Annotated in this window: 27 protein-coding genes; 22 read left to right on the forward strand and 5 right to left on the reverse strand. The window is 52.6% G+C overall.

Going from position 1 to position 24418, the window contains the following annotated elements:
• The first annotated feature begins 41 nt into the window (after positions 1-41).
• The 5 genes from M3194_RS10575 to M3194_RS10595 all read left to right on the forward strand — a co-directional run bounded on the left by M3194_RS10575 (position 42) and on the right by M3194_RS10595 (position 2737).
• Entirely contained in the window at positions 42-839 is a 798-nt protein-coding gene (locus M3194_RS10575; protein ID WP_251653399.1) for a lipase family protein, read from the forward strand.
• A gap of 92 nt (positions 840-931) precedes the next feature.
• Positions 932-1252 (forward strand): MazG-like family protein, encoded by a 321-nt coding sequence (locus M3194_RS10580; RefSeq protein ID WP_251653400.1) that lies wholly within the window; start codon positions 932-934, stop codon positions 1250-1252.
• 13 nt (positions 1253-1265) lie between these two features.
• Positions 1266-1847, forward strand: coding sequence for an LOG family protein (locus tag M3194_RS10585; protein ID WP_251654201.1), 582 nt, complete (start codon positions 1266-1268; stop codon positions 1845-1847).
• 59 nt (positions 1848-1906) lie between these two features.
• Positions 1907-2245, forward strand: a complete 339-nt coding sequence (locus M3194_RS10590; RefSeq protein ID WP_251653401.1) for a carbohydrate-binding domain-containing protein — start codon at positions 1907-1909, stop codon at positions 2243-2245.
• Positions 2246-2281: 36 nt separating this feature from the next.
• Positions 2282-2737, forward strand: a complete 456-nt coding sequence (locus M3194_RS10595) for a hypothetical protein (protein WP_251653402.1) — start codon at positions 2282-2284, stop codon at positions 2735-2737.
• Positions 2738-2795: 58 nt separating this feature from the next.
• Here M3194_RS10595 and M3194_RS10600 read toward each other — a convergent pair whose 3' ends face one another.
• Positions 2796-4091 (reverse strand): sulfatase-like hydrolase/transferase, encoded by a 1296-nt coding sequence (locus M3194_RS10600; protein ID WP_251653403.1) that lies wholly within the window; start codon positions 4089-4091, stop codon positions 2796-2798.
• A 605-nt stretch (positions 4092-4696) separates the two neighbouring features.
• Between M3194_RS10600 and M3194_RS10605 the strand changes: the two genes are divergently transcribed.
• The 9 genes from M3194_RS10605 (at position 4697) to M3194_RS10645 (ending at position 10812) form a co-directional block, all read left to right on the forward strand.
• Complete coding sequence (locus tag M3194_RS10605; protein ID WP_251653404.1) at positions 4697-5335, forward strand: AraC family ligand binding domain-containing protein; 639 nt, start codon at positions 4697-4699, stop codon at positions 5333-5335.
• Positions 5332-5481, forward strand: coding sequence for an AraC family transcriptional regulator (locus tag M3194_RS10610; protein WP_251654203.1), 150 nt, complete (start codon positions 5332-5334; stop codon positions 5479-5481). The genes M3194_RS10605 and M3194_RS10610 overlap by 4 nt, the downstream gene beginning before the upstream one ends.
• Before the next feature lie 183 nt (positions 5482-5664).
• Positions 5665-7464: an FtsX-like permease family protein gene (locus tag M3194_RS10615; RefSeq protein WP_251654205.1), complete on the forward strand. Its 1800-nt coding sequence runs from the start codon at positions 5665-5667 to the stop codon at positions 7462-7464.
• 58 nt (positions 7465-7522) lie between these two features.
• Positions 7523-8008 (forward strand): MerR family transcriptional regulator, encoded by a 486-nt coding sequence (locus tag M3194_RS10620; protein ID WP_251653405.1) that lies wholly within the window; start codon positions 7523-7525, stop codon positions 8006-8008.
• Between the two features lie 64 nt (positions 8009-8072).
• A complete protein-coding gene (locus M3194_RS10625; protein ID WP_251653406.1) occupies positions 8073-8507 on the forward strand; it encodes an SRPBCC family protein in 435 nt (144 codons plus the stop codon).
• A gap of 124 nt (positions 8508-8631) precedes the next feature.
• Entirely contained in the window at positions 8632-9207 is a 576-nt protein-coding gene (locus M3194_RS10630) for a GNAT family N-acetyltransferase (protein WP_251653407.1), read from the forward strand.
• A gap of 80 nt (positions 9208-9287) precedes the next feature.
• Positions 9288-9788 carry an SRPBCC family protein gene (locus tag M3194_RS10635; RefSeq protein ID WP_397334307.1) on the forward strand — a complete coding sequence of 167 codons (501 nt, stop codon included), beginning with the start codon at positions 9288-9290 and terminating at the stop codon, positions 9786-9788.
• Positions 9751-10431, forward strand: a complete 681-nt coding sequence (locus M3194_RS10640; protein ID WP_251653409.1) for a YdeI/OmpD-associated family protein — start codon at positions 9751-9753, stop codon at positions 10429-10431. The genes M3194_RS10635 and M3194_RS10640 overlap by 38 nt, the downstream gene beginning before the upstream one ends.
• 3 nt (positions 10432-10434) lie before the next feature.
• Positions 10435-10812 carry an MmcQ/YjbR family DNA-binding protein gene (locus M3194_RS10645; RefSeq protein WP_251653410.1) on the forward strand — a complete coding sequence of 126 codons (378 nt, stop codon included), beginning with the start codon at positions 10435-10437 and terminating at the stop codon, positions 10810-10812.
• A 32-nt stretch (positions 10813-10844) separates the two neighbouring features.
• Here M3194_RS10645 and M3194_RS10650 read toward each other — a convergent pair whose 3' ends face one another.
• Positions 10845-11366, reverse strand: a complete 522-nt coding sequence (locus tag M3194_RS10650) for a YfiT family bacillithiol transferase (protein WP_251653411.1) — start codon at positions 11364-11366, stop codon at positions 10845-10847.
• A gap of 150 nt (positions 11367-11516) precedes the next feature.
• On the opposite strand from M3194_RS10650, the gene M3194_RS10655 reads away from it, so the two are divergent.
• Entirely contained in the window at positions 11517-12479 is a 963-nt protein-coding gene (locus M3194_RS10655) for an iron-hydroxamate ABC transporter substrate-binding protein (RefSeq protein ID WP_251653412.1), read from the forward strand.
• Positions 12480-12533: 54 nt separating this feature from the next.
• Here the strand turns inward: M3194_RS10655 and M3194_RS10660 are convergent, their stop codons facing one another.
• Complete coding sequence (locus M3194_RS10660) at positions 12534-14030, reverse strand: DHA2 family efflux MFS transporter permease subunit (protein WP_251653413.1); 1497 nt, start codon at positions 14028-14030, stop codon at positions 12534-12536.
• Positions 14031-14401: 371 nt separating this feature from the next.
• Here M3194_RS10660 and M3194_RS10665 point away from each other — a divergent pair, with 371 nt between their 5' ends.
• From M3194_RS10665 to M3194_RS10680, 4 genes are read left to right on the forward strand one after another with little or no spacing between them, the layout of a single operon-like run.
• Entirely contained in the window at positions 14402-15397 is a 996-nt protein-coding gene (locus tag M3194_RS10665; protein WP_251653414.1) for a sulfonate ABC transporter substrate-binding protein, read from the forward strand.
• A 37-nt stretch (positions 15398-15434) separates the two neighbouring features.
• The gene (gene ssuD / locus M3194_RS10670; protein ID WP_251653415.1) at positions 15435-16580 is read left to right on the forward strand and encodes an FMNH2-dependent alkanesulfonate monooxygenase; all 1146 of its coding nucleotides are present in this window, start codon (positions 15435-15437) and stop codon (positions 16578-16580) included.
• A gap of 11 nt (positions 16581-16591) precedes the next feature.
• Positions 16592-17389, forward strand: a complete 798-nt coding sequence (locus M3194_RS10675; protein ID WP_251653416.1) for an ABC transporter permease subunit — start codon at positions 16592-16594, stop codon at positions 17387-17389.
• Positions 17359-18177, forward strand: coding sequence for an ATP-binding cassette domain-containing protein (locus M3194_RS10680; protein ID WP_251653417.1), 819 nt, complete (start codon positions 17359-17361; stop codon positions 18175-18177). Before M3194_RS10675 ends, M3194_RS10680 begins: the two co-directional genes overlap by 31 nt.
• A 52-nt stretch (positions 18178-18229) precedes the next feature.
• Here M3194_RS10680 and M3194_RS10685 read toward each other — a convergent pair whose 3' ends face one another.
• A complete protein-coding gene (locus tag M3194_RS10685) occupies positions 18230-18778 on the reverse strand; it encodes a helix-turn-helix domain-containing protein (RefSeq protein WP_251653418.1) in 549 nt (182 codons plus the stop codon).
• 155 nt (positions 18779-18933) lie between these two features.
• On the opposite strand from M3194_RS10685, the gene M3194_RS10690 reads away from it, so the two are divergent.
• Together M3194_RS10690 and M3194_RS10695 are read left to right on the forward strand one after the other, a co-directional pair.
• A complete protein-coding gene (locus M3194_RS10690) occupies positions 18934-19578 on the forward strand; it encodes an alpha/beta hydrolase (RefSeq protein WP_251653419.1) in 645 nt (214 codons plus the stop codon).
• A gap of 23 nt (positions 19579-19601) precedes the next feature.
• Positions 19602-20372, forward strand: a complete 771-nt coding sequence (locus M3194_RS10695) for a DODA-type extradiol aromatic ring-opening family dioxygenase (RefSeq protein WP_251653420.1) — start codon at positions 19602-19604, stop codon at positions 20370-20372.
• Positions 20373-20445: 73 nt separating this feature from the next.
• Here the strand turns inward: M3194_RS10695 and M3194_RS10700 are convergent, their stop codons facing one another.
• A complete protein-coding gene (locus M3194_RS10700) occupies positions 20446-22989 on the reverse strand; it encodes a choice-of-anchor A family protein (protein ID WP_251653421.1) in 2544 nt (847 codons plus the stop codon).
• Between the two features lie 122 nt (positions 22990-23111).
• Here M3194_RS10700 and M3194_RS10705 point away from each other — a divergent pair, with 122 nt between their 5' ends.
• Positions 23112-24395, forward strand: a complete 1284-nt coding sequence (locus M3194_RS10705; RefSeq protein WP_251653422.1) for a glycosyltransferase — start codon at positions 23112-23114, stop codon at positions 24393-24395.
• The last annotated feature ends 23 nt before the right edge of the window (positions 24396-24418 follow it).

The following is a 24418-nucleotide window of genomic DNA, read 5'->3' on the forward strand; positions in this document are numbered from 1 at the left end:
TAGGAATGACCATTTTGGCATGTGCAGGGGGAGTTATACGGATGAGTAATACGATAAGTATGGAGAAGCTGATAGACTGGGGACATTTTGTTAAGGTAGCTTATGAGATGTATGCGCAGGATCATCTGTCGCCGGTGAAGCCGGCAGACTTCCCGACAGGCTGGGAACTTGTGGCGAATCTGACGATGACGCCTCGCCTGGAGAAAATGAAGGAGCGGGAGTTCGGGGGCTTTATTGCCAGATCCATCGACAATCCGCTGCAGCAGGTTGTGGCGATTCGCGGAACGGAGAGCCCTCTGGACTGGCTGTCGGATTTCGAGTTCGTGCTGGAGACCTTCCATGAGGTTCCGAATGGCGGCAAGACGGAGAGCGGATTTACGAATCTGTACCGAAGCATGATGGTGGAATACGCGGATACCAGCGTTCCTGCCCAATCGCTGATGGATTCGATCGATACGCTGCCGCAAGGCGCGAAGCTTTTGGTCACCGGTCATAGCCTGGGCAGCTCGCTTGCGACGCTGCATGCTTTCCTCGCCGGAAGCAAGAATGTCGATGTTGAGCTGGTAACCTTCGCTTCGCCCCGGGTTGGAGACAAGAGCTTTGTTGAAGCGTTCCAGCGGATGAACATTCCGAATACCCGCGTATTTAATCATCCGGATATTGTGCCGCAGGTGCCCGTTGAAATCGCCGGTTACCGTCATCTGGAGCCGGGCCTCGAGATCAACTCGGTGCTGTTCCCGATTAAGCACTCTATTCCGTGCTATCATGCGCTCAGCACTTACCTGTACGTGATGGGTGATGCCGACGCCAATATTTCGAAGTGCAAAACCACTCCATAAGGAGTGGAAATAACAGGACACCCTTACTTTAAGGGGAGTCCTGTTTTTGTTTATAATGAGGTGAACAACGGGAGCAGGGGAGAATAGGCGACATGAGGGAAAAGGAATTTCAACAGTGGATTCAAGACTTTTACAAAGAGCGCGGCTGGTCCGGATACGGTCCGTTTGAACGAATGGCCTTTCTTACGGAGGAAGTCGGCGAGACGGCCAGGGTGGTCAGAACGATTGAGATTGGGCGGGATCGCCCGGATGAGGCTGCCCAGCCGGCCGAAGTGCTGAAGCAGGAATTGATCGAGGAGCTTGGGGACATATTGGCCAACGTCTATATCCTCGCGGGGATATACGATCTTTCCATAGAGGAAGTTCTGAACGCGCATAAAGACAAGCTGAGCAAGCGATACAGCAAAGAATAGCAGGGGGATTATGATGAATAAAATTTGCGTATTTGCAGGCTCCAATGCCGGAGTAAGTCCGGAGTACGGACAAGCGGCAACCCAGCTTGGACAGCTGATGGCAGCTCAAGGGATCGAATTAGTATATGGCGGCTCCCGAATTGGATTAATGGGGCTTGTTGCCGATGCGGTGCTGGCTAACGGCGGCCGGGTTACCGGAGTTATGCCGCGTGGTCTGTTCATTGGCGAGATGGCGCATAAAGGTCTGACGGAGTTCATTGAAGTCGGAAATATGCATGAGCGGAAGGCTCTGATGTCGGAGCTGTCGGACGGCTATATCGCACTGCCTGGCGGACTGGGCACCTTCGAGGAGTTATTTGAGGTTGCGAGCTGGGCGCAGCTTGGCATACACAAGAAGCCGGTTGGCATCCTGAACGTGAAGGGCTTCTATCAGCCGATTGCAGAGATGCTGACGCAAGCCGTTTCGGCAGGCTTCATGAGGGACACGAATCTGGGACTGATGCTCTTCGAAGAGAATCCATCCGTTCTGCTGGACCGCATGGCCGCATACTCGGCTCCGGAACAGGCGAACAAATGGGCGGAGCTTCCGAAATGAACGAGATTTGCTGTTCGTAGGCAAGCCTCGGCGTATTACATTGGATTTCGTGCAGCATAATGAGGCGTTGTGTCCGGTATCCAGAGCTACATTGGATTTACTGCAGGATCAATGCCGCATCGTTCGCTGACGGCTCCGGCGTAGACGGTGCTGCTCCGGGCGGAGGCGGACAACCGGCAAGCGGTGCCTCGGAAGGCCTGCTTACCATCAGCGGCGGCAATCTTTATGTGGACGCAGAAGGTGACGGTCTTGATGCGAATGGTTCGATTGCCATGACTGGCGGCAATGTCATGGTTAACGGACCAACGATGAACGGCAACGGCGCGCTGGATTACGACGGTACCTTCAATATGACAGGCGGCACGCTTGTCCCAGCGGGAAGCTCCGGCATGGTATAGGCCGCATCGGACAGCTCGACGCAGGCAGGAATTCTGATGATGTTCCCGCAGTCCCGGCAGGCCGGAACACTGGTGCATCTGGAAGACGATTCGGGTAAATCGATCATGACCTTCGCTCCTTCCAGGGCTTATCAAGCGGTCTATATCAGCACGCCGGATATCGCGAAAGACTCTTCCTACACGCTCTATTCCGGTGGTACATCAACCGGAACGGCAACAAACGGGCTTTATGAAGACGGGGAATACAGCGGCGGTACAAAAGTGGTATCCTTCACCGCGGAATCGCTTATCACTTGGGTGAACGAGTCTGGCGTAACGGAAGCCCAAAGCGGATTTGGCGGCGGCGGTCGCGGTATGGGCGGTGGAGGCGGCCGCGGCATGGGCGGCGGAGGCGGAGACCGGTTCAAGGGCGGTCAAACGCCGCCGGATGGAGCAGCACCAGACGGGGCCGCGCCTCCGGATGCGCCGGCAGCTACCGCAGCAGCACAATAAGCTCAATAAGCAAGAAGGAGAAGGGGCGTCCCGGCGGACGCCCCTTCTTTTTTTCTAATTATTGTGCTGCAGGCAAGATCACGGGCGCTTCTTCTCCTGCTTCCTGCATTCGGCGGATCAACGTTTCCCGCAGCTCCTCCCGAATGCCGGCATGGGATTTAGAGGTGACCAGGTTGTTTAATTCATAAGGATCGGCTTGCAAATCGTATAAAAAGTCCTCAACATACCGTTCGGCATTAGCCTCATTCGAGGCTGGAGAAGTTACGCTGTACTTCCAGCGCTTCGTCCGGATGGCCCGGCCGACTTGCGATTCGCTGATCTGGACGAATACCTCCTGCGGCCACTCTTCCTTCTCTCCCCGCAGCAGTGGAAGAATGGAGCGTCCTTGCATCTCCTCCGGCACTGGGATACCCGCGGCATCGAGCAAGGTTGGAGGCAGGTCAACGAGCGACACCAGCTCCTGAATGCGACCGCCGGATTTGAAGCGTCCGCCGGAGAAAGCGGTTGGAACGCGGATGGAGCTCTCGTGGCAGGAGCGTTTATATTCCGAGTTTCTGGTTTTGAAGTGGCAGCCGTGATCGGACGTAAACATGATAATGGTGTCCTCGTCCAGATCCAGGCTGATCAAGGCATCGTGTATTCGTCCTAATGCTTCATCCAGCCGTTTGACCATTCCGTAGTAACCGGCAAGATGGGCGTGAGTGGTGCCTCCGAGTGCGGCCAGATCGGACGGTACATATTGTCCGCCTCCATAACGAGCATCATAACCCTTAGGAGCAGGGTAATTGTCCCACGAATTTTGATGATGCGGCTCCAAATAGGACAGGAACAGGAAGAATGGATCGTCCTTCTTCTGATCCATATAGCGGATGGCCGCGTCGGTCAACGCGTCTACGCGGTATCCAGGCAGCTTTACGGCTTCATTGTCATTATTGTACACGACCGTATCGTAAGCATCCGAAGTAAGCTCAATGCAATTCGCGGCCAGCCAGTATTGATAGCCGCCTCTCATGTTCTCGGGCACGGCGCCGATTCCGCTGGCCAAATGCCATTTGCCGATATACCCGGTTTGGTAACCTGCCTCGTTAAAATAATGCGCCAGCGTCTTGGCATCATCGGGCAGAGGGATTCCGTTCACGTGACAGCCCGTGGCCGTCGCGTATTTCCCGGTTTGCAGCGATGACCTTGCGGGACCGCATACCGGCTGGCAAGTGAAGGAGTTGTTTACATGCGTCCCTTCCATCGCCAAGCGATCGAAGTTAGGCGTAAGACCAAGCGGATTTCCGTGAACTCCCGCGGTATCCCAGCGCTGCTGGTCCGTGAAGAAAACAATTACATTTGGCTTCTTCTTCATAATCACGTCTGCCTTTCTGTTAGTCGGTTATTTTCATTTAAGTATAATTTCAATTCAGGCAAGTAGATTATAGTAAAATTACACTGTAATGTAAACGCACTTAAAGTGAATACATAACCAGGTTCATCAGATGGATGCCCTGGGTTAGATGTATGGACTGCTATACGGCAATTGCTCCCTCACCCTCTTTTTCGTTTTTACGGCCATCTCAGGCACTTTTCACCCATTATCGACATAATCAACCAGGAATTTACTATTTCTACGAGGGCACGACCCAGGGATTCCAGTGGATAGATGCATCGGTACACTGACGTGTTTAGCCATACGGATGCCACAACAAGCGGGGGGCATATATGCAAGAATCGTGGAGCTTCAAGTGTTGGCGGAGTTTATCATATTGAGGATGTATAGATGAATATTGCTCGTAATCCGAGGGATTTCTAATTAAATAGTTAGGGTGTAATACGACAAAAACCGACCTTTTTTTGACGATCCGGTTTTTGCGGATTTTACTACGGGGCATAGAAATAGAAAACAATATGGTCAAAACATCAACGATCTGGTTGAATATAGGGAAAGAGCCGGAAAGGATGCGCAATTAGGTTATGAAGGCGATAGATGTTCATTGGAGCGAGTATTCGAAGCATGAGGAGCCCTTCCATGATTATTATGGCAACGGATTAGACAACTATATTATTCGCCTCCAGGTGGAAGGCGTATGCCAGGCTTTGGTGGACGGAAGCGTGCGGGATATTCGCCCTGGCGATCTGCTGCTGTTCAAGCCGGGCGATCTGTACGATCTGCGCATTGGATTTGACGAGGATTCAAGTCTGTCTCTCGATTATTACATTATTGGCGATGGTCCCGGCTTGCAGGAATGGTGGGCGAGGAAGAAGCGGCCCGCTCTTGCAAGGATCGCATCGGACAAGAGAATGAAGGCGTTCTGGCATCAGATCGTGCTGGAGAAAAGAAGGCTCGACGGGGGCAGCCCCGATATCATGACGTCTCTCGTCTGGTCGCTGCTTCTGCTGATCGACCGCGCGATTGAAGAGGTGCCGGAGAATCAGTCACCGCTTGCTTACCATGCCCTGCGCATGAGGCAGTATATTGAGGAGCATGTGACGGAGGCTCTTACGCTTCAGCAGGTGGCGCAGCATACGGGCCTTAGCGTCTCGCGCGCGGTGCATCTGTTCAAAGCGCATTTGGCGTATCCATCATCGGGTATGCGCAGCAGCTGCGGCTGAGCCGCGCGATTAATCTGCTGAACCACAGCGCTTTGTCGCTTGAGCAGATTGCGGCTGAGACCGGGCTTGGCAGCTACGCTTATTTCCACCGGTTATTCCGCGAGCGGTATGGCATGTCGCCGGGCGCATACCGGAAGAAGAGGTGAACCTTTCAATAATGTAAGAAAGCGTAAGGTTAATCGATAGATGCGAATTTCCCTCCTCTGTTACGATGAAGACAAATCAACAGGGAGGGCTTAATTATGAGCTTGCGGCGGTTTGCTTTCAATAATGTCATACGGAATCGAAGGATTTACGCGGGGTACTTTTTAAGCAGTGCTTTTTCGGTGATGGTATTCTTCGTGTATTCGATGTTCGCTTTTCACCCGGGTCTTGCAGACGGCCAGATTCATGCGACGGTATCGGTGGCGATGCATTTTGCCGAGTCGGTTATTTATGTGTTCTCATTCTTCTTCGTGCTGTATTCGATGGGCTCGTTCCTGAAGACGCGCAAGAAGGAGTTTGGCATTCTGGTCATGCACGGGATGACGAGCATGCAGCTTCGGCGCCTTGTTTTTATGGAAAATATCGTGATCGGGTTTGGTGCTACAATCGCGGGTATCGCAATTGGATTAGGCTTTGCCCAAATCCTGCTGATGTCGGCTCACAAGCTGCTTAGCCTCGATGCGGCGCTGCCGTTTTATTTTCCGGCCAAAGCGATTCTCTTGACCGGAGCCGCGTTTATGGTGCTGTTCATTCTTATTTCCTTATTTACGGTTACCGTCCTTCGCAACAATTCGCTGATTGATCTGCTGAAGGGTTCAAATAAGCCGAAGCCGGAGCCCAAAGCGTCCACCGTGCTGTCCTGGTTTGCGCTGCTGCTTATCTTGGGCGGCTATACGGCTGCCCTGCTGGCCAAAGGCATGGCCGTCTTTTATGCGATGATACCGGTGACGGTTGCCGTTATTATTGGTACGTACTTCCTGTTTACGCAGCTGAGCGTCTACGCCGTTCATAAAAGCCGCCAAAGCCGCTCGATCTTCTGGCGGAAAACCAATATCGTCCTCTTCTCGGACCTCGCCTACCGGATGAAGGATAACGCCAGAACGTTCTTTATGGTTGCGATTCTGTCGACCGTTGCCTTCTCGGCCATCGGCTCATTATTTGGCTTCAAATTCATGTACACGGATGTGATTCGCGACGAGAATCCGTTCCCGCTCAATTACATCGCTTATGATGAGCCGTACAAGGAGGATGCCCGGATGATTGAACAAGCCTTGAAGGAAGCGGGATTGTCCTATCGCGCCCATGAGCTGACGGTGAAATCGGTTGAAACTTCAGGCGGCAAGCAGGTTCCCGTCATCGCGGAATCCGCCTTCAACAAACTGGTTGGTGCGGCGAAAGGGAATAAGGCGGATCTCGAGGGCGATGAAGCGGCAATTGTCCATTACGCGAGCGCCATGATGGCTGCGCGGCAGCCGGAGCTGACGCCCGTCACCTTGAAGGAGCCGGCATTGACGCTGAAGCCTGTTCAGACGATTGACACGCCGGCCATTCAGGCGGGTGAGGACTATTATGTGGTGACGGATGAGCATTTTAATCAGATCAAGCAATACGCCAATATCACCTACAAATATGCCTTTGACGTATCCGCTTCGCATGCAGCGCTAAAGAAGGTCGGGCAGGAGCTTGACAGTAAGCTTAGCTCCTCGAAAAACCGGTTCATGAGCGTAGACTATGAGCTGTATAAGCAGGACCAGATTTTTGGCGTCGTATTGTTTGTCGGATTCTTTATCGGCATCGTGTTTTTTGTCGGGGCGGGCAGCTTCTTGTACTTCCGTCTGTATATGGACCTCGGCGAGGATAAACGGAAGTTCCAGGCGATTCACAAAATCGGGCTTACGGACCGGGAATTGTCGTCCATTCTGACGAAGCAGCTGATGATTCTGTTCTTTGCTCCGATTGTAGTGGCGGTCATTCATGGGGCCATTGCGCTAGCGGCGCTGCAGAATATGTTCATGTACAACCTCATGCGGCCATCGCTGACGGTGCTTGGTTCCTTCGTCCTCATCCAGCTGGTTTACTTCCTCTTTATCCGTACCAAATATATTTCGAACGTAAAATCGGCTTGGGGCTTGCACCTTACGTAACGTTATGTTTTACAATGGAGCTACCGGTATAAAGCTAGCGCGAACGAAAGGGCTGAGCATGAACAATCTTTGGAAAGTAGGAGACCTCGCCAAATTAACGGGGCTGACGGTCAGGACCTTGCGATTTTACGATCAGATTGGCCTATTCTCGCCGTCCGGGCAAACCGATTCGGGGCACCGGCTGTACGATGAATCCGATCTGTCGCGGCTGCATCAGATTCTGACGCTGAAGGAGCTGGGCTTGTCGCTGGAGGAGATTAAGGAGACGTTATCCGCCAAGCAGATCAGCCCGCTCGAGATGGTAACGCTGCAGAAGCAGCGGATCAAGGAGCAGATCGTAAGGCAGCAGAAGCTGCTTGAACAGCTGGAGCATGCCTCCAAGCTGCTTGTCGGCAAGAGAGGCTTGACGGTGGATGATTTCACGAGTCTTCTGCAGGCGATGAAGATGGAATTCGAAAAGCCCGTATTAGAGCGGCGCGCCAGCTGGGAACAGCATTTGGACAGGCTTGGCGAGATGCTTGAACGTGGTGAAGAGGAGCCGTAACTGCTTCGCAATTCGGTAGGTTTATGCTTACGTGGTTGCACAATTCATTTGAGGAGGATAACTCATGAACGAAAGATTTGTTAAACATGCGACTTTTGTTGTTGAACGTACTTATAAGGCTGGGGCCGAGCGGGTATTTGAAGCCTGGGCGGACCCGGAGGTAAAAGGCAAGTGGTTCTCGAAGCCGGATCAATTCGAATTCCGGGTAGGCGGACGCGAATACAGCAGCGGCGGACCGCCGGAAGGGCCGGTCTTTACGTTTGATGCGGTCTATCAAGAAATTATCCAGGATGAGCGTATCGTGTATACCTATACGCTTGATATGAACGGAACGCGGATGTCCGTCTCCACGACAACCATAGAATTGTTCGCGGTAGACGGCGGCACGAAGCTGGTGTTCACCGAGCAGGGAGCATTTTTCGACGGGCATGACACGCCGGAAATCCGTGAACATGGGACCGGCGAGATGCTTAGCGCGCTGGGCAAGCTGTTTGAATAAGGCAGTGAAGGGAAGAGTCTCTGGGCAGAGGCTCTTTTTTTATATATAGAAAAGCCGATTGCGTTCAGCCGCCCATTCAAGGTATTTTAGTTACACAAGAAGCGAAGGCGTGCAGGAGGCAGACATGACGAATATAACGATTGAGATTGTAACGGACGGTAATATTGAGCCTTGCCGGGAGCTGTGCAATGAACTGATGGCCTTTCAGCAGTCCCGGGCCGTTATGGCGCCCGAGGTGTTTGACTGGATGAACTTTGATACGCGCATGCGCAGAAGCTATGACAGTGCGCTTCACAAGCAGGTGCTTATCGCGAGGGATGGAGGCGTGCCGGTTGGTTATGCCTTCTCCACCATAGATGAGATTGAGCCCGGAGATGACAGGCTTCCCGCATGGGCGCCGAACCAGAACCTGGCCGCTATTAAAGGCTTTTACCCGGACTGGGTGGAGTTTCCGAAGAAGATCGGATTCTTGAGTAACCTGTATTTGCGTGACGGCTACCGGAGCATGGGACTTGGCAAGAAGCTGTTCGAGCAGTCGATCGATTGGCTGGAAAGCTTTCCGGATGTTGACCTGCTCATTATTTATGTCTCGAACGGCAATGAGGAGGCGCTGGACTTCTACCTGAAGCACGGTTTCACCTACAGCCACGAGGTGTTTGGCGGGTTTATCAAGGCAGTCTATCGGATATTGGATAAATAGCCGCTTGCATCGGGTTTAGCAGGTTGACAGCCGGTCAATATAGAAGTAAGGAAGAAGTAAGAGCATGGGGAGGGTGAATGATGGTGACAAATCCAGTGGCAAAAGCTGAAATGCTGATCAGAAGACCGGTAAGTGAGGTATACGAGGCTTTTATCGATCCGGCGATTACGACAAAATTCTGGTTCACCAAAGGCAGCGGGAAATTGGAAGCGGGCAGGCAGGTTGAGTGGACTTGGGAGATGTACGGGGCTTCGGCGCCGATCAGCGTATTGGAGCTTGAGGAGAATAAACGGATTGTGATCGACTGGGGCACCCGGGCGGAATGGACGTTTACCGCGCAGTCCGAGACGGAAACCTTTGTTACGATTACCGATTCCGGCTTTCAAGGGGAAGAGGAGGAGGTCGTTCAGCGGGCAATTGGTTCCACGGAGGGCTTTACAATTGTCCTGTGCGGAGCGAAGGCTTATCTGGAGCATGGCATTCAGCTGAATCTGGTGCATGACAAAGCGCCTTATGCCCATGTACGGGAATCGGAGGTCACCGATGAGCAAGACGATAGTGGAGAAGTTGAATTTACATAAGTATAAAAAAGCCGCTGTCCTGCATCTGCCGGAAGGCCATGAATCATTGGCCGGGCTTGAGCATTATGAGACAAAGCTGCAGGCGGGCAGCCGTTATGATCTTATCTTTGCTTTTGTCCTTGATATGACGTCTTTGCAGAAGCTGACGGCCGAAGTGATAGAGGAGAATTACCTGGAGGAGGGCGGGTACCTGTTCGCCGCTTATCCGAAGAAAGGGAATAAAGCATACCCGACCTATATTCACCGGGACAGCTTGTTTGAAGGGCTTGGCGCGGACGAGGAAGAAGGCTATATCGGGACAAGTCCCATCAAGTTTGCCCGCATGGTTGGACTTGATGATGTCTTTACGGTCGTGGGCTTTAAATCCGAGGCGCGCAAGGCCAAGGCTTCCTCTTCGAAGAAGCCGAGCCAAAGCGTAGCCGATTATGAGGCTTTGGTGGCGGATATTGAGGCGGATCTGAAGGACAACCCGGAGGTTCTGGCATTCTACCGGTCCCTTACCCCGGGCTACCGCAAGGACTGGGCCCGCTATGTTTACAGCGCGGTGCAGGAAGAGACCCGAACCAAGCGGAAAGACGAGATGAAGACGATTCTTGCCGAAGGCTATAAAAGTATCGATTTATATCGGAGAAGAGAGGGATAAGGGATGAAAACGCCATTAGGAATCGAGATGCTGGAGCAGGTGCAGAGCATTTGCTCGGAGCTGCCCGAGGTCGAACAAATCGTTGACGGCTTTGGCCACGATGTGATGAAGGTACGGGGGAAAACCTTTATTATGATGGGAGAAGGGCATAACAGCGCCCTGCCAAGCCTGTCCATCAAAGCCACGAAGGAGCAGCAGTACCTTCTGCTGGAGCAAGGCGGTTATGTGAAGACGCCGTATATCGGTCATCATGGCTGGGTGTCCGTTGAAATGGAGATAGGCCCGAACTGGGAGGAGCTTGCCAGCCTTATTCAGGAAGCCTATTTGCTGGCTGCCCCGAAGCGCCTCGTGAAGCAGGTGCTGGAGAGCGTGGCAAGGTAGCGGCATTGGCATTAAAGTTAAAAGCGTATGGGCTACCAGCCCATACGCTTTTTTAGTGATGTGATCTGCGCGAGGTGATGCCGGCCATGCCAGTCAAATCGCTGTATTGCCGTATCGAGAGACATTAACCCGTGTGTTGGGCTATTAAAGGTTCTCAGGAAGTCGTAGGACTGCAGCCCGTGGAGCAGCATCGTAAACCGGCTGCGCAGCGCTTCTAGGAGTACTAGAGAGCTCTCGATCGGCGCTTCATAGTCGTTAAGCTCGGCCCACATGTTCTGCCGGAACGATGAGGCGGTTGGATTCTCCTCGGTTAAAGCTTTCTTGAATCGGATATAAGAATTCATATCGTTATCCGCAAGATGATGAATAACCTGCCGGATGGTCCAGCCCCCGGGACGGTAAGGCGTGGACAGCTGTTCGTCGGTCAGATTCTCCACGGCTTGCCGAAGTCTCGACGGCATCTCGGTAATCTCCATGATCCAATTGCCGCGCTGTTCGGCAGTCGACTCGCAAATCTCTTCAAAAGGGCCGATCGGATATCGCAAATTGTCCATTGTCATATAACCCCCTCCATATTATTTCCCAACAAATAAATTTGAAATGTGTTCATTGACAGACTTCCAATAACCAATTATAGTTAATCAATGTGATATTGAGAATCATTATCGTAGTTAATGCCATTCAAAATAAAAAGGAGCTAGACCATGAAAAAGTTTATCCCTGCCATTATGATGCTTGTGCTCGTTGTTGTGCTTAGTGCATGCGGCAGCAACAAGACGAACAACGCTAACAACGGAGCTGCAGAAGCTACGGCAACGCCTGCACCGTCGGAATCCGCAGCAGCGGAACAGCCGGCAACCGGTACGGTTACCTATCAAGCGGAGAGCGGCCCTGTCGAGATTCCTGCTAACCCGCAGCGCATCGTAGCCCTGGCTTATGCGCCTAACATGATCTCCCTTGGAGCCAATATCGTTGGCGTAGACCAATGGACCAACATGAGCCCGCTGTTCACCGAGAAGCTGAAAGGCGTAGAGGTTGTATCCGATGAAGATCTGGAGAAGATCATCGAGCTGGATCCAGACCTGATCGTCGTTGGCACGGAGAGCAAGAACGTTGAGAAGCTGAGCGAGATCGCTCCTACGGTTGCTTTCACTTGGGGCAAGCTGGACTACCTGAATCAGCAAGTCGAAATCGGCAAGATTCTTGGCAAAGAGAAGGAAGCGCAAACTTGGGTTGACGACTTCAAATCCCGTGCGGCGGCACTTGGCGACGAGATTAAAGCGAAGGTCGGCGAGAACGCCACCGTATCCGTTATCGAGACAGACTCGAAGAGCTTCTACGTATTCGGCGACCACTGGGCACGCGGTACAGAAGTATTGTACCAAGCAATGGGCCTGAAAATGCCGGAGAAAGTAACGAAGGATGCGCAAGGACCAGGCTACTACACCTTGTCGCAGGAGCTGCTTCCTGAATACTCGGGCGATTACATCGTACTGAGCAGAAGCACAGCAAATGACAATGCCTTCATGAACACGGACACGTGGAAGAATATCCCGGCTGTTAAGAACGGCCATGTCATCGAGATTGACACAGAGGCTTCGACTTACAGCGACCCGACAACCTTGGAGAGCCTGCTGGCCATCTTCAAAGACGGCTTCCTTAAGTAATTGATGCTTTATAAAAAGCGCCTTCCAGAATAGCTTGGAAGGCGCTTTTTCAATTTAGTGGCTCATGCTTACGCGTTCTTGCTTCTCGCTCTCGGGCTTATCGCTTTCCGGCGGCGTAGTGCGTTTCACGAACAAGCCGATGATGATAGCGGCGATAGCAACCACAAGGCCAATCCAGAACGCATCGTGAATGCCGGATACCATCCCCTTCGCAGCCTCGGCAGGTGCGGTCGGATCTGTCGATGTCTTCAGGTAGTCCTTGGTGCCGTTACTCATAATACTGATGAACAGCGCTGTACCAATGGCGCCCGATACTTGCTGAAGTGTATTCAGAATCGCGGTGCCATGCGGGTACAGGCTGCGCGGCAGCTGGTTCAGACCGGAGGTTTGGGCTGGCATCATAACAAGGGAAATACCGACCATCATAATGATATGGATCAGGACAATATGACCGTTGCTTGCCGTTGCATCGATGCCGGTGAACATCCACAGCGAGACCGCTACAAGAATAAGGCCTGGCGTTACGAGAATGCGCGGACCAAACTTGTCGAACAATACACCCGACACAGGGGCCATAATTCCGTTAACGATACTGCCCGGAAGCATGATGAGACCTGAAGTGAAGGCCGTCATGAGAAGTGCTCCCTGCAAGAACATGGGCAGCAGCGTCATGGTGGAGAACAACGTCATCATAAGCACAAAGAGCAGAATGGTTACAATAGAGAACATTGGCGATTTGAATGCCCGCAGGTCCAGAATCGGAGCCTCGAGCTTCAGCTGGCGCCAGATAAAGATAAGCAAGGCGACGGCGCCAACGGCAATCGTCCAGATTACTTCGGGATCCGACCAGCCCTTCTCGCCTGTCGAGCTGAAGCCGTATACGAGTCCGCCAAAGCCGATAGTGGAGAGAAGAATGGAGAGGATATCCACCTTAGGCTTTGTAATATCGGATACGTTCTTCAGGAACATGAAGGAGAAGATGATCGACAAGGCTGCCAGAGGGATAACCAGAATAAACAGCCAGCGCCAGTTCAGCGAGTCCATGATGACGCCGGACAGCGTTGGTCCAATAGCGGGGGCGGCCATAATAACGAGACCGATCAGACCCATTGCGCCTCCGCGCTTCTCCGGCGGGAAGATCGCCATAATCGTATTCATCAATACGGGAAGCATCAGACCGGTTCCGATCGCCTGCACGATACGTCCTACAAGCAGAACGCCAAATTCGGGCGCAACGGCCGAAATGACGGTGCCGGCAAAAAATAGCGTCATGGCGCCAATAAACATTTGTCTGGTCGTAAACCATTGTTGGAGTAAGGCCGTTACCGGTACAAGCACGCCAACCACGAGCATATAGGCCGTAGTCAGCCATTGGATAGTTGAAGGGCCAACTTCAAAGGCCTTCATTAACTCCGGAAGCGCGTTGCCGAGCAGCGTTTCATTCAGTATGGCAATAAAAGCGCCAATAATAATAGTAGCAATAATGGGCCCGCGCTTAATGTTGCTTAAGTCGGGTGCCGAGCTGGATCCGCCAGCTTGAGAAGCATTCATGGATAATTGCCTTCCTTTCCTTCGTTTGGGCACGAAGAGGTATGTACCTTATTTTGTTTAGGCTCTCTGGACAGTAAGCAGCCGCGTAATGTCCTTGTTTTCCCCTCCACGGATCTTTATTCAAGCCCAATTTCCACTTTATCACAGGGGGCTAGGCAGAGAAAAGAGCTGGCGGTGATAACAAATGATTATAATTTTTGTTAATTCATAGTTGACTTATAGGAATTATGTGGTTATATTAAAGGCATTAGATCGATAAAACTTACCGGACCACCGGAAGTTTCCCCGACTGACACTCCCTCGAGGGAGCTTGGCTTGTGGAAACTTCCGGTTTTTGTTGTGTCCAAAATCAGAAAACAGGGGTGTTAATAATGAAAAAGTATCGGAAATTATCCTTCTTCATCCTTACATTGATCAGCTTGATGATGGTGACAGCCGCATGCGGTTCCAACAATACAAACAGCCCGGCTGACACTTCTGCCTCCAATAACACATCCGGAAGTTCCAAAGATAAAGTGATTCGAATCGGCTACCAGAAATACGGTACGGTAAACATTTTGAAAGCAAAAGGTACCCTTGACGAGCGTCTTGAAGCGGAAGGCTACAAAATTACGTGGACGGAGTTTCCCGGCGGCCCTCAATTGCTCGAAGCTCTTAACGTAGGCAGTATCGATATCGGCCATACGGGCGAAGCTCCCCCGATCTTTGCTCAGGCTGCCGACGCGCCGCTTGTTTATCTGGCTCATGAGCCGGCAAGCCCAACCAGCGAAGGGATCATCGTGCCGAAGGATTCGGCAATCGCCTCTCTCGCGGATTTGAAGGGTAAGAAAGTCGCATTGAATAAAGGCTCGAACGTTCACTATCTGCTTGTTAAGGCGCTTGAGAAAGCTGGCGTTGATTATAACGACATTACTACCGTTTTCCTGCCTCCCGGCGACGCGCGGGTAGCCTTCGAGAACGGCAGCGTAGATGCTTGGGTTATCTGGGATCCGTTCCTCGCGGCAGCTCAGACCGCAACCGGCGGCAAGCTTCTGACGGACGGCAAGGATCTGGTCTCGAACATCGAGTTCTACCTCGCATCCCGCAAGTTTGCCGAAGAGAACGCATCCGTCATTGATGTCTTTAAGGAAGAACTGAACAAGATCGACGAGTGGGCGGCTGCTAATCAGAAGGATGTGGCAGAGCTGTTGTCCCCGCAGCTTGGCATCGACGTTCCGTCTCTTGAACTGGCGGCTTCGCGCAGAGGCTACGGTCTTAATCCAATTGACGACTCCATTATTGAAGCGCAGCAAAAAATCGCCGATACCTTCTTTGGCCTGAAGCTTATCCCGAAAGAAATTCAAGTGAAGGACGCTACTTTGAAATAAGAAATAAGAAAGCCGACAATGGAGAGGGGTTATAACAATGGAAGTATTCTGGTTTATTCCGACGCATGGTGATGGACGTTATCTTGGCAGCGCTGAAGGAGCACGCACCGTTGATGCGAAGTATATGCAGCAGGTTGCGCAGGCAGCTGACCGTCTAGGCTACGGCGGCGTGCTGCTGCCGACCGGAACCTCCTGCGAGGATGCCTGGGTGGTTGCGTCTTCCCTAATTCCCGTAACCGAAAAGCTTAAATTCCTCGTAGCGCTCCGGCCCGGCTTGATGTCGCCAACGTTGTCGGCGAGAATGGCATCAACGTTTGACCGGATTTCAAACGGACGCCTCTTGATCAACGTCGTAACCGGCGGGGATCCGGTAGAGCTAGCAGGCGAAGGGGTATTCCTCGGACATGACGAGCGATACGACCTGACAAGCGAGTTCCTTGAAATATGGCGCAGAGAGCTGAAGGGCGAGGTTGTTGATTTTGAAGGCTCGCATCTGAAGGTAGAAGGCGGGAAAGTGCTGTATCCGCCGGTACAGGCGCCGTATCCGCCGCTTTACTTCGGAGGATCTTCCCCCGCGGGGCAACAGGTGGCGGCAGATCATGTCGATGTTTACCTGACTTGGGGAGAACCGCCGCAGGAAGTGGCGAAGAAGATCGATCAGGTGCGTCAGCTTGCCGCTGAGCGCGGAAGAGAAATTCGATTTGGCATCCGGCTTCATGTCATTGTCCGCGAAACATCGGAAGAGGCATGGAGAGAAGCGGACCGCCTCATAAGCAAAGTGGATGGAGATGCGATTGCAGCGGCGCGCAAAGTATTTGCCCGTTATGATTCGGAAGGGCAGAAGCGCATGTCGGATCTGCATGGCGGAGACCGGAGCCAGCTTGAGATTTATCCGAACCTGTGGGCAGGCGTTGGTCTGGTTCGAGGCGGAGCGGGCACTGCGCTTGTAGGCAACCCGACTGAAGTTGCCAATCTAATGAAGGAATATGCGGCCCTTGGTATAGAGACGTTTATATTGTCCGGTTATCCGCACTTGGAAGAAGCTTATCAATTCGCCGATCTTGTATTCCCTCTGCTTCCTCTTAAAGGAGTGCAGTCGGCCAACGGTCCATCATCTACTAGTCCGTTCGGAGAGTTGATCGCCAATTCGGTGAAGCCGGCGGAGCGGGCATCAGTTAAATAGGAGGCGGCAATATGAAGAGTCCAGCAGCTCGTAACTGGAAAACTGGAACGTTATCTATAGGACTCGAATGGTTGATACCGATCCTTGTTGTAGCGGTCTGGCAATGGTTAGGCAGTGCCGGATGGATCTCCCAGCGCATCCTGCCCACCCCGGTATCCGTGGTGGAGGCCGGCGCAAAGCTTATTCGCAACGGGGATTTGTTCGTGTATATCGGCGACAGTACAAGGCGTGCGCTAGTGGGCTTTGTGATAGGAGGAGGCATCGGCTTCATTCTGGCTATCTTAAACGGCTTGCTGCCTTTTATAGAAAAACTGACGGATTCAAGCATTCAGATGATTCGGACGATCCCGCACTTATCCCTTATTCCGCTTATCATTGCATGGTTCGGCATCGGCGAGCAGGGTAAAATTTTTCTTGTTGCGCTTGGTGTAGCCTTCCCGATTTACTTGAACACCCTGCATGGCATCCGGTCCGTTGAACCGGGCTTGATTGAGATGGGCCGTACTTACGGGCTCCGAGGCTTCGCGCTGTTTCGTACGATTATTTTTCCCGGCGCGCTCCCGTCCATCTTGGTTGGCCTGCGGTTCGCGCTCGGCATTATGTGGATTACGCTGATTGTCTCGGAGACGATCTCCTCCAACAGCGGAATCGGGTTTATGGCGATGAATGCGCGCGAGTTTTTCCGGATGGACGTAGTTGTGCTTAGTATTGTGATTTATGCTTTGCTCGGCAAATTGTCCGATTGGCTGGCGAAGCTTATGGAGAGGAGTTGGCTGCAATGGCATCCGCACTTTCGGCGTCAGAAGTAATCAATCAGCCTGGGGCGGGATCGCCCGCGCAGGCATCATCCCGCGGTTTGCAGGTTGAAGTCAGGGATGCGGTTGTCCGGTTTGGCGATCTTACCGTACTCCGGGATCTCGACTTGACGATTCCATCCGGACAGTTCCTTGCCGTCGTTGGCCGGAGCGGTTGCGGCAAAAGCACGCTGCTCCGCCTTCTCGCCGGACTCGAACGGTCCGCTCAAGGCTCGGTATCCTTCGGAGGCAAGCCGTCCTCAGGCTTGAGATCGGATGTGCGGGTAATGTTCCAGGATGCCCGGCTTCTCCCTTGGAAGAACGTGCTGGATAATGTCCGGATCGGCGTAGAAGGAGGCGACCGCGCCAAAGCGCTGGAGGCGCTGGAGCTTGTGGGTCTGGCAGACCGCGCGAAGGAATGGCCATCCGTCTTGTCCGGCGGGCAGCGGCAGAGAGTTTCTCTTGCCCGGGCGCTTGTCAGCAATCCAAGCATCCTGCTGTTTGACGAGCCGCTGGGGGCGCTTGATGCGCTTACCCGCATTGAGATGCAGCAGCTAATCGAACGCTTATGGCGGGAGAGAAGGTTCACGGCGGTACTGGTCACTCATGACGTGAGCGAAGCGGTGGCGCTTGCCGACCGCGTGGTTCTGGTGGAGAACGGCACCATCTCGCAGGATATTCCGATTGCCTTGGCTCGTCCCCGCGAGAGGGATAACGGATTTACCCATTACGAGAACAGCATTCTGAACCGCGTATTGGGAAAAGCTCCGGCAGGCGCCAAGGACGAAGGTTTCTCGATTTAAATAAAACAGCAGGAAATAAAGGGCACCCGCCGCGGGTGCCCTTTATTTGCGTTTAGATCAGAGCCTTCGAAGGATCGGACTCCGTATAGATCGAGATCATCACGATGGCCGTATCCTCTCCGATGTTTTTTACCGTATGCGGGGTACAGGCATTCCAGCTGAAGGAGTCGCCGGCGCGTAATTCAGCCGCATCCTCCCCTTGCTCAACATAGACCGATCCCTGGACGACAACATGCACTTCCTCGCCTTCATGGGCGTGGTTCTCGCCCGTTGACGCGCCTGGCGGAAGCTCTACAAGCATCATGTGGACATTTTTTGTGGAGCTGAGATGGAATACCTTCAGCTTGTCCGGTCCGCTTGTTGTTACGCGGCGATCCTCCTTGCGGATAATCTGCATCTTTTCCTTTTTGCTTAACAGCAAATAAGCTAACGGAACCTGCAGCGCATTTGCGATATTTTCCAAGGTGGCGATAGAGGGTGAGGTTTTATTCGTTTCGACCTGGCTCATAAAGCCCTGAGACAAGCCGGTTTCTTCGCAGATTTGGGCGATCGTAATGTTCTTCCGTTTCCGGATGGCCCGAATGGTAGAGCCGATATCCATGCTACAGCTCACTCCTTAAAATATTAGTGATACACAACTTATATACATATTAGCAATTTTTTGATTGACAGGCTAGACCTTTGCGTACTATATTTCTTATATAAAATAAATATTCACATTACTAATATATTACGGCGAGGATGGAGGGTTATCTGATGAACTCGGTTTATGAATATGATGTCAGGCTGCCGTCACGGCTCGAGCCCGGCAGAACGTACCCCACGATTTTTACCCTTCACGGGAAAGGCTCTAACGAGCGGAATATGTACGGTCTGATTGAATCGCTGGCCGATGATTTTATTATTATCGGGATCCGCGGCAATCTTCCGCTCGGAGCGGGCTATCAATATTATGAGCTCAAAAGCCTTGGCAATCCCGTTCGCGATCTGTTTGACCAGGCAGTGACGCGGCTTGAAGCTTTCATTAAGGAAGCGCCAGCCGAATTTCCGGTCGATCCGAAGCGCCGGTATTTGCTTGGCTTCAGCCAAGGGGCGATCCTGTCCATGACCCTGGCGCTTAAGATGGGGGACCAGTTAAAGGGCATTGCGGCGTTAAACGGTTATGTGCCGGGCTTTGTGAAGGAGGAATATCCGCTGCAAAGCGTGGAGCGGGTATCCGTTTATATCTCGCACGGAGAATTTGATTCGATCTTCCCGGTCAGCATCGGGTATGAGAATGAGGCATACTTCAAGACGCGGACTTCCGGCCTCGCGTTCAAGACTTATAAGTCCGATCACGGCGTAACGGAGGAGAACCAGCGGGATCTCCTGCAATGGTTCAAGGAAGACGCAGTAAGATAATTCAATCAGAGGAGTGACCGGTAATGCTTCCATCTTACTTTTTCGCGCATGGCGCGCCATCAATTGTCCTTGAGGAGAACAGCTATACGGAGCTTTTGAAGTCCTTTGCTGCAAATCATCCGAAGCCTAAGGCTATCGTTCTTTTTTCCGCCCACTGGGAGGAGGTTGCGCAAGCCGTCAGCGGTGCGGACACGTACAGCACGATTTATGATTTTGGCGGCTTCCAGGAGGAGCTGTATCAGATGACCTATCCGGCCAGAGGCGATCAAGCCTTAACGGACCGCATCGTATCGCTCTTTGAGTCGAGTGGCGTTCGGACGGTGCAGGATAAGGAGCGCGGACTTGATCACGGGGCATGGGCCGTGCTTAAGCTGCTCTACCCGGAGGCAGATATTCCGGTTATCGCTTTATCGGTTAACCGTTACTTGACGAATGAACAGCAATATCAGATCGGCAAAGCCTTGGCGGAGCTTCGGGAGCAGGATGTGCTCATTATCGGGAGCGGGGGCACCGTTCATAATTTGCGGGCTCTGAACTGGCGTTCGGCTGGCGTTGACGACTGGGCCGAATCCTTCGATAACTGGCTGCAGGAGAAGCTGGAAGCGTGGGATACCGAGTCGCTGTTCCGGTATGAGACGCTGGCTCCATATGCGGCGCAGGCGGTCCCGACAAGCGAGCATTTCATTCCGCTGCTGCTGGCGATGGGCGCGGCGGACGGCACCCGCCAGGCGAAGCTGCTGCACCGCAGCTATCAATACGGTAATTTAAGCCTTAGCTGCTGGGAGTTTGCATAAGGATAAGCGGAAGGCAGGAACGGGAAAGCCCAAGACCTTTGATCAGCAAGGGTCTTGGGCTTTTTTTTTCGTCCTATTCCTCGTCGTCTTCGACGATGATTCGCACCGTATTGGTGAGCAGTCCTGCCCGGAAGCAGGAGGTTCCGAAGCGGAATTCGAAGAGTACGGCCGCCTGGTTAACAATTAAGCCGCCCATCGGCTCGGCCAGCACGTTCACCATGAAGGTCAGTCTTCGCGTAATCCCCGGTCCAATCGTACCAAGCGGGATGCCCGCTTGAGGATCAGGCTGAGGAATACCATCCACAGTGAGGCTTCCCGATGCAAACTGAAGCTGGTTATCGAGCGGATCGTAGAAGATGACGTTGGCCGCGGTAATATCCGGCGACAGGTTCGTGAGCGTAATATTGTAATGATAGCTGTCTCCAACCCTGACGATTTGGGCGTCGGTAGTTTTGAGGAAGGAGGCATAGTCCGATGTCCGAATCGTGGATACCGGGTTCGATATCGTATTGGTCGAATAGATCTGCGACTGGATCTGTTGATTTGGCAGCAGGAAGTCGGCTTTTACCTGGGCCGTATTCGTCAGTGCGCCGCTTCCTCTTACCAGTACGTCAAACCGGACCAAAACGCTTTGATTTTGAGCAATAGGTCCAAGACTAATGCCTTCACTCGGAGTATCATCGAGCCTAAGCACGTTATTCACGCGAATGGTTCCTGGAATGAACAAAGCATTAGCCGGGAGGACGTCTGTTAGAACCGTTCGGCCGGATACCGCGTTGCCATTGTTGACGACAAAGATCGTATAGGTGATCCGCTGTCCGACAAATAGGGTAACGTCAAGGAAGGCTTTGGAGACGAGCAGGTTAGGCGCATTCATGACCGTTGTCCATGGGACAGAGACAAAGCTTGTCGAGACGATTGGCTGAATCGTTCCTGCCAAGGCCGGTATGGTCACGCCAACAAGCGGTGTAAGGGTAATGCCCGGAACGGTTACCTGCTGAGGCAGCAGAACAGTTCCATCCGGCCCCGTAATCGGCCCCAGATTAGGAACCTGCCCCGGCGCTGGCGTTACACCAGGCTTAAAGATTGGAAGAACAGGGAGCATAAGTCCGGGCACAGGAGTTACGCCCGGCATGGTTGTAAGGGATAAATCACCCGGCGTACAGGTCGCCGGTACAGTACCCGGTGGTACGGCAATGATAAAGCCGGAATTCGTGATTTGTCCACTTGCGGGATACCCGGAAACAAAGGCCTCGAATTGGAGCGTCACGACCTGGCCTACGTTGATGAGACCAATGGCAACCTGCTCGGTAATGTCTACACCGCTGAATCTTCCTCCATTAATAAGTAAGCTGGACGGAACGAATTGCACGCCCGGCGGAAGGATCTCTACGATCAAGGCTTCCCCTGGAGCGGTCCCTACATTCGTCACCGTAATGGTATAAGTAATCGTATCTCCGATCTGTGCGGTTGTTACATTTGCGGTTTTGATTGCTGTCAAAATAGGTCCCGTGACAACAGCCGGTGTCGTAGTTGAAGTTGTGGTAGTGGTTGTGGTCGTTGGCACAGGCGTTGTTGTCGTTGTAGTGGTTGTTGAAGTGGTAGGAACAGACGTTGTAGTCGTTGTTGAAGTGGTAGGGACAGCCGTTGTTGTACTGGATGTACTCGAGGTTGAAGACGTGCTTGATGTTGATGTGGTGCTTGTGGTGGATGTTGTAGATGTTGTTGATGTAGAGGTAGTAGATGTCGTTGACGTTGTAGATGTCGTCGTTGTTGAAGATGTCGGCACAACTGAACCGGGAAGGCAACCCACAAACGGGATATTATGCGCCTCCAATGTACCGCCTACATTGGTGAGTGACTGGGCGATTAGCGTTCCGTCTATATTGCCGAAACCAATTGCCTCCCAGTTCGCGTAAGGAGCCAGAACGGAACCGGTAATGGATAAGTTCTGATTAAAGGCGGTGATCGCCTGGTACAAGTTCCACAGAATGAGTCCCCCGTCGCTAGGGGTAGTGGAAATTCCGTTGCGAAAGATCTGATAACTTCCAAATCCGACATTGGCATCTCCAACATTAATGAGAATCGTTGAGCCTGCCGGAGCAATGATATTAATGCCGTTTGCGGTATCCAGCCGCAGTCCGTTGCCGTCTACATTATTGCCGTTGAACATAAATATGTTAATGGCGGGATCTGTTCCCGTAAGTACGATTTGGCCAAAGTTATTGGATACTGTCCCGTTGACCGGCAATGCGGCCAGGTTAAGGGACAACTGTGCCAGATCTTGCTCGGCCCCGTCAAAGTCGATTGGCGTTCCTACCAGGGGCTGGCCGGGTACTCCGTTATTATTGGTCATCGTATAATTAATGACCGTGCTGCCTGGGAATATCACGGTATTGCCCGCGAAATTGGTTCCTTGAGAGATATTCACATTGCCTCGAACGATAAGATCCGCTCTTGTCGTCGATACGGGCAGCGTATTGCCTATCCCGTAGCTCGTATAAGTGGCATTGCCTCCAACGGCTACCCTTCCCTCCGAATCTACGAAAGATTGGGTGTGATCGCCAAACAGAAATACGTTAAAGCTATTTGCTATCCCGAGATTGACACAGGCCATCCGGTTATCCCCTCCATTAGCATAGTATTCAGCCCTATTAGGCACACCTTAGATACCTATGCATATTCCCTTTTATTCAGGCATAAAAGACAGTATTTGTACGAAAAAAAGGGGGGCGGGCGTTGAAAGTAGCCATTCTCACGATGTTTAACGGGCTGTCGAAGACCTATTCCCTGGTTAGTGTCGTGGAGGAGCATTTGCATATGCTGCTCGGCGGGGGAATGAAGGTTAAGGTGCTCGTCAGCCAGGACTGCCCGGACTCCGAGCGCTATGGGATCTATAGCGATGAGCGGATTGAATGGGTGAAAATAACGAACCGGCTGCATGGAGAGCAGATTCACTGGCTTGATTATACCCAGCCAACCGGCAGGGTGCATCCGACTTTCTTTCAGGAGGCTGACGTTATTACGGACAGCCTATACGAAGCGCTGCAGGATGTGGACGTTGTATTTCTTCACGATATTCTGTATCAAGGCTGGCATCTCGTACATAATGTTGCCGTTCGTCAGGTGCAGGTCCGGCTTCCGCGGCTGCGGTTCCTCGCCATGAATCATTCCTACCCGGCCGTGAGACCAAAGCGGATGGACTGGCCTCTGTCGGCCAGATTTATGCCGCTGCCCAATACGACGTATTTGTACCCGGCAGAGTCGGGATTGACGGCCTTGGCAGAGCAATACATGGTGCTGCTCGAGCAGTGCAGGGCGATTCCCAACAGTCTGAACCTGTATGGCGGAATGGGGGAAGACATTCAGAGGCTCGGAGGTCTGACCGATCTGCTCACGCCGGATATTTTGGCCGTCTATCCCGGCCGGCTGACGCCAGGCAAGCAGATGGAAAAAGCGGCCACGTTGCTTGCGGTTATCAGCGCGGTGTCCGGGAAGCGGGTAAAGCTCGTTTTTTGCGACTTTCCGTCTCTTGATATTGAACCTGCCGCTTACAAGCGCAGCATACGAGACGAAGGGGAGCGGTACGGTCTTGGCCTTGATGCGCTTGTTTTTACCTCCGACTTGGGCTGGCCAGACGGATTTCCGCATCGCGGCGTTATGGATTTGTTCACTTTGAGCAATCTGTTTATTTGCACATCCTATTCCGAATCGTTTGGGCTTATTGTGCTGGAGGCGGCAAGCCGGGGCAACATGCTTGTCCTTAATCAGGCGGTGCCTGCCCTCGAGGAGCTGGGCCATCGGCTGCAGGCCTATTTTATGAGATGGCATGCCCGGGGCTTTGGCGTCGATACCAGGGAATCCTACCATCCTTCCGAGGAGGCGTACTTGCGCGAGCACGCGGAGATAATCGCAGGCAGGATGAATCAAAACCCGGTTATTCAGGCTAAAACCATCACCCGCCAGCAATATAACCCTCACTGGATATGGGAGCACCGGCTTAAGCCTTTAATTGAAATTTAGCTAATAAACCAATGTTCAGCCCC

This window comes from Paenibacillus glycanilyticus, from assembly GCF_023715145.1.
Lineage (GTDB): Bacteria > Bacillota > Bacilli > Paenibacillales > Paenibacillaceae > Pristimantibacillus > Pristimantibacillus glycanilyticus_A.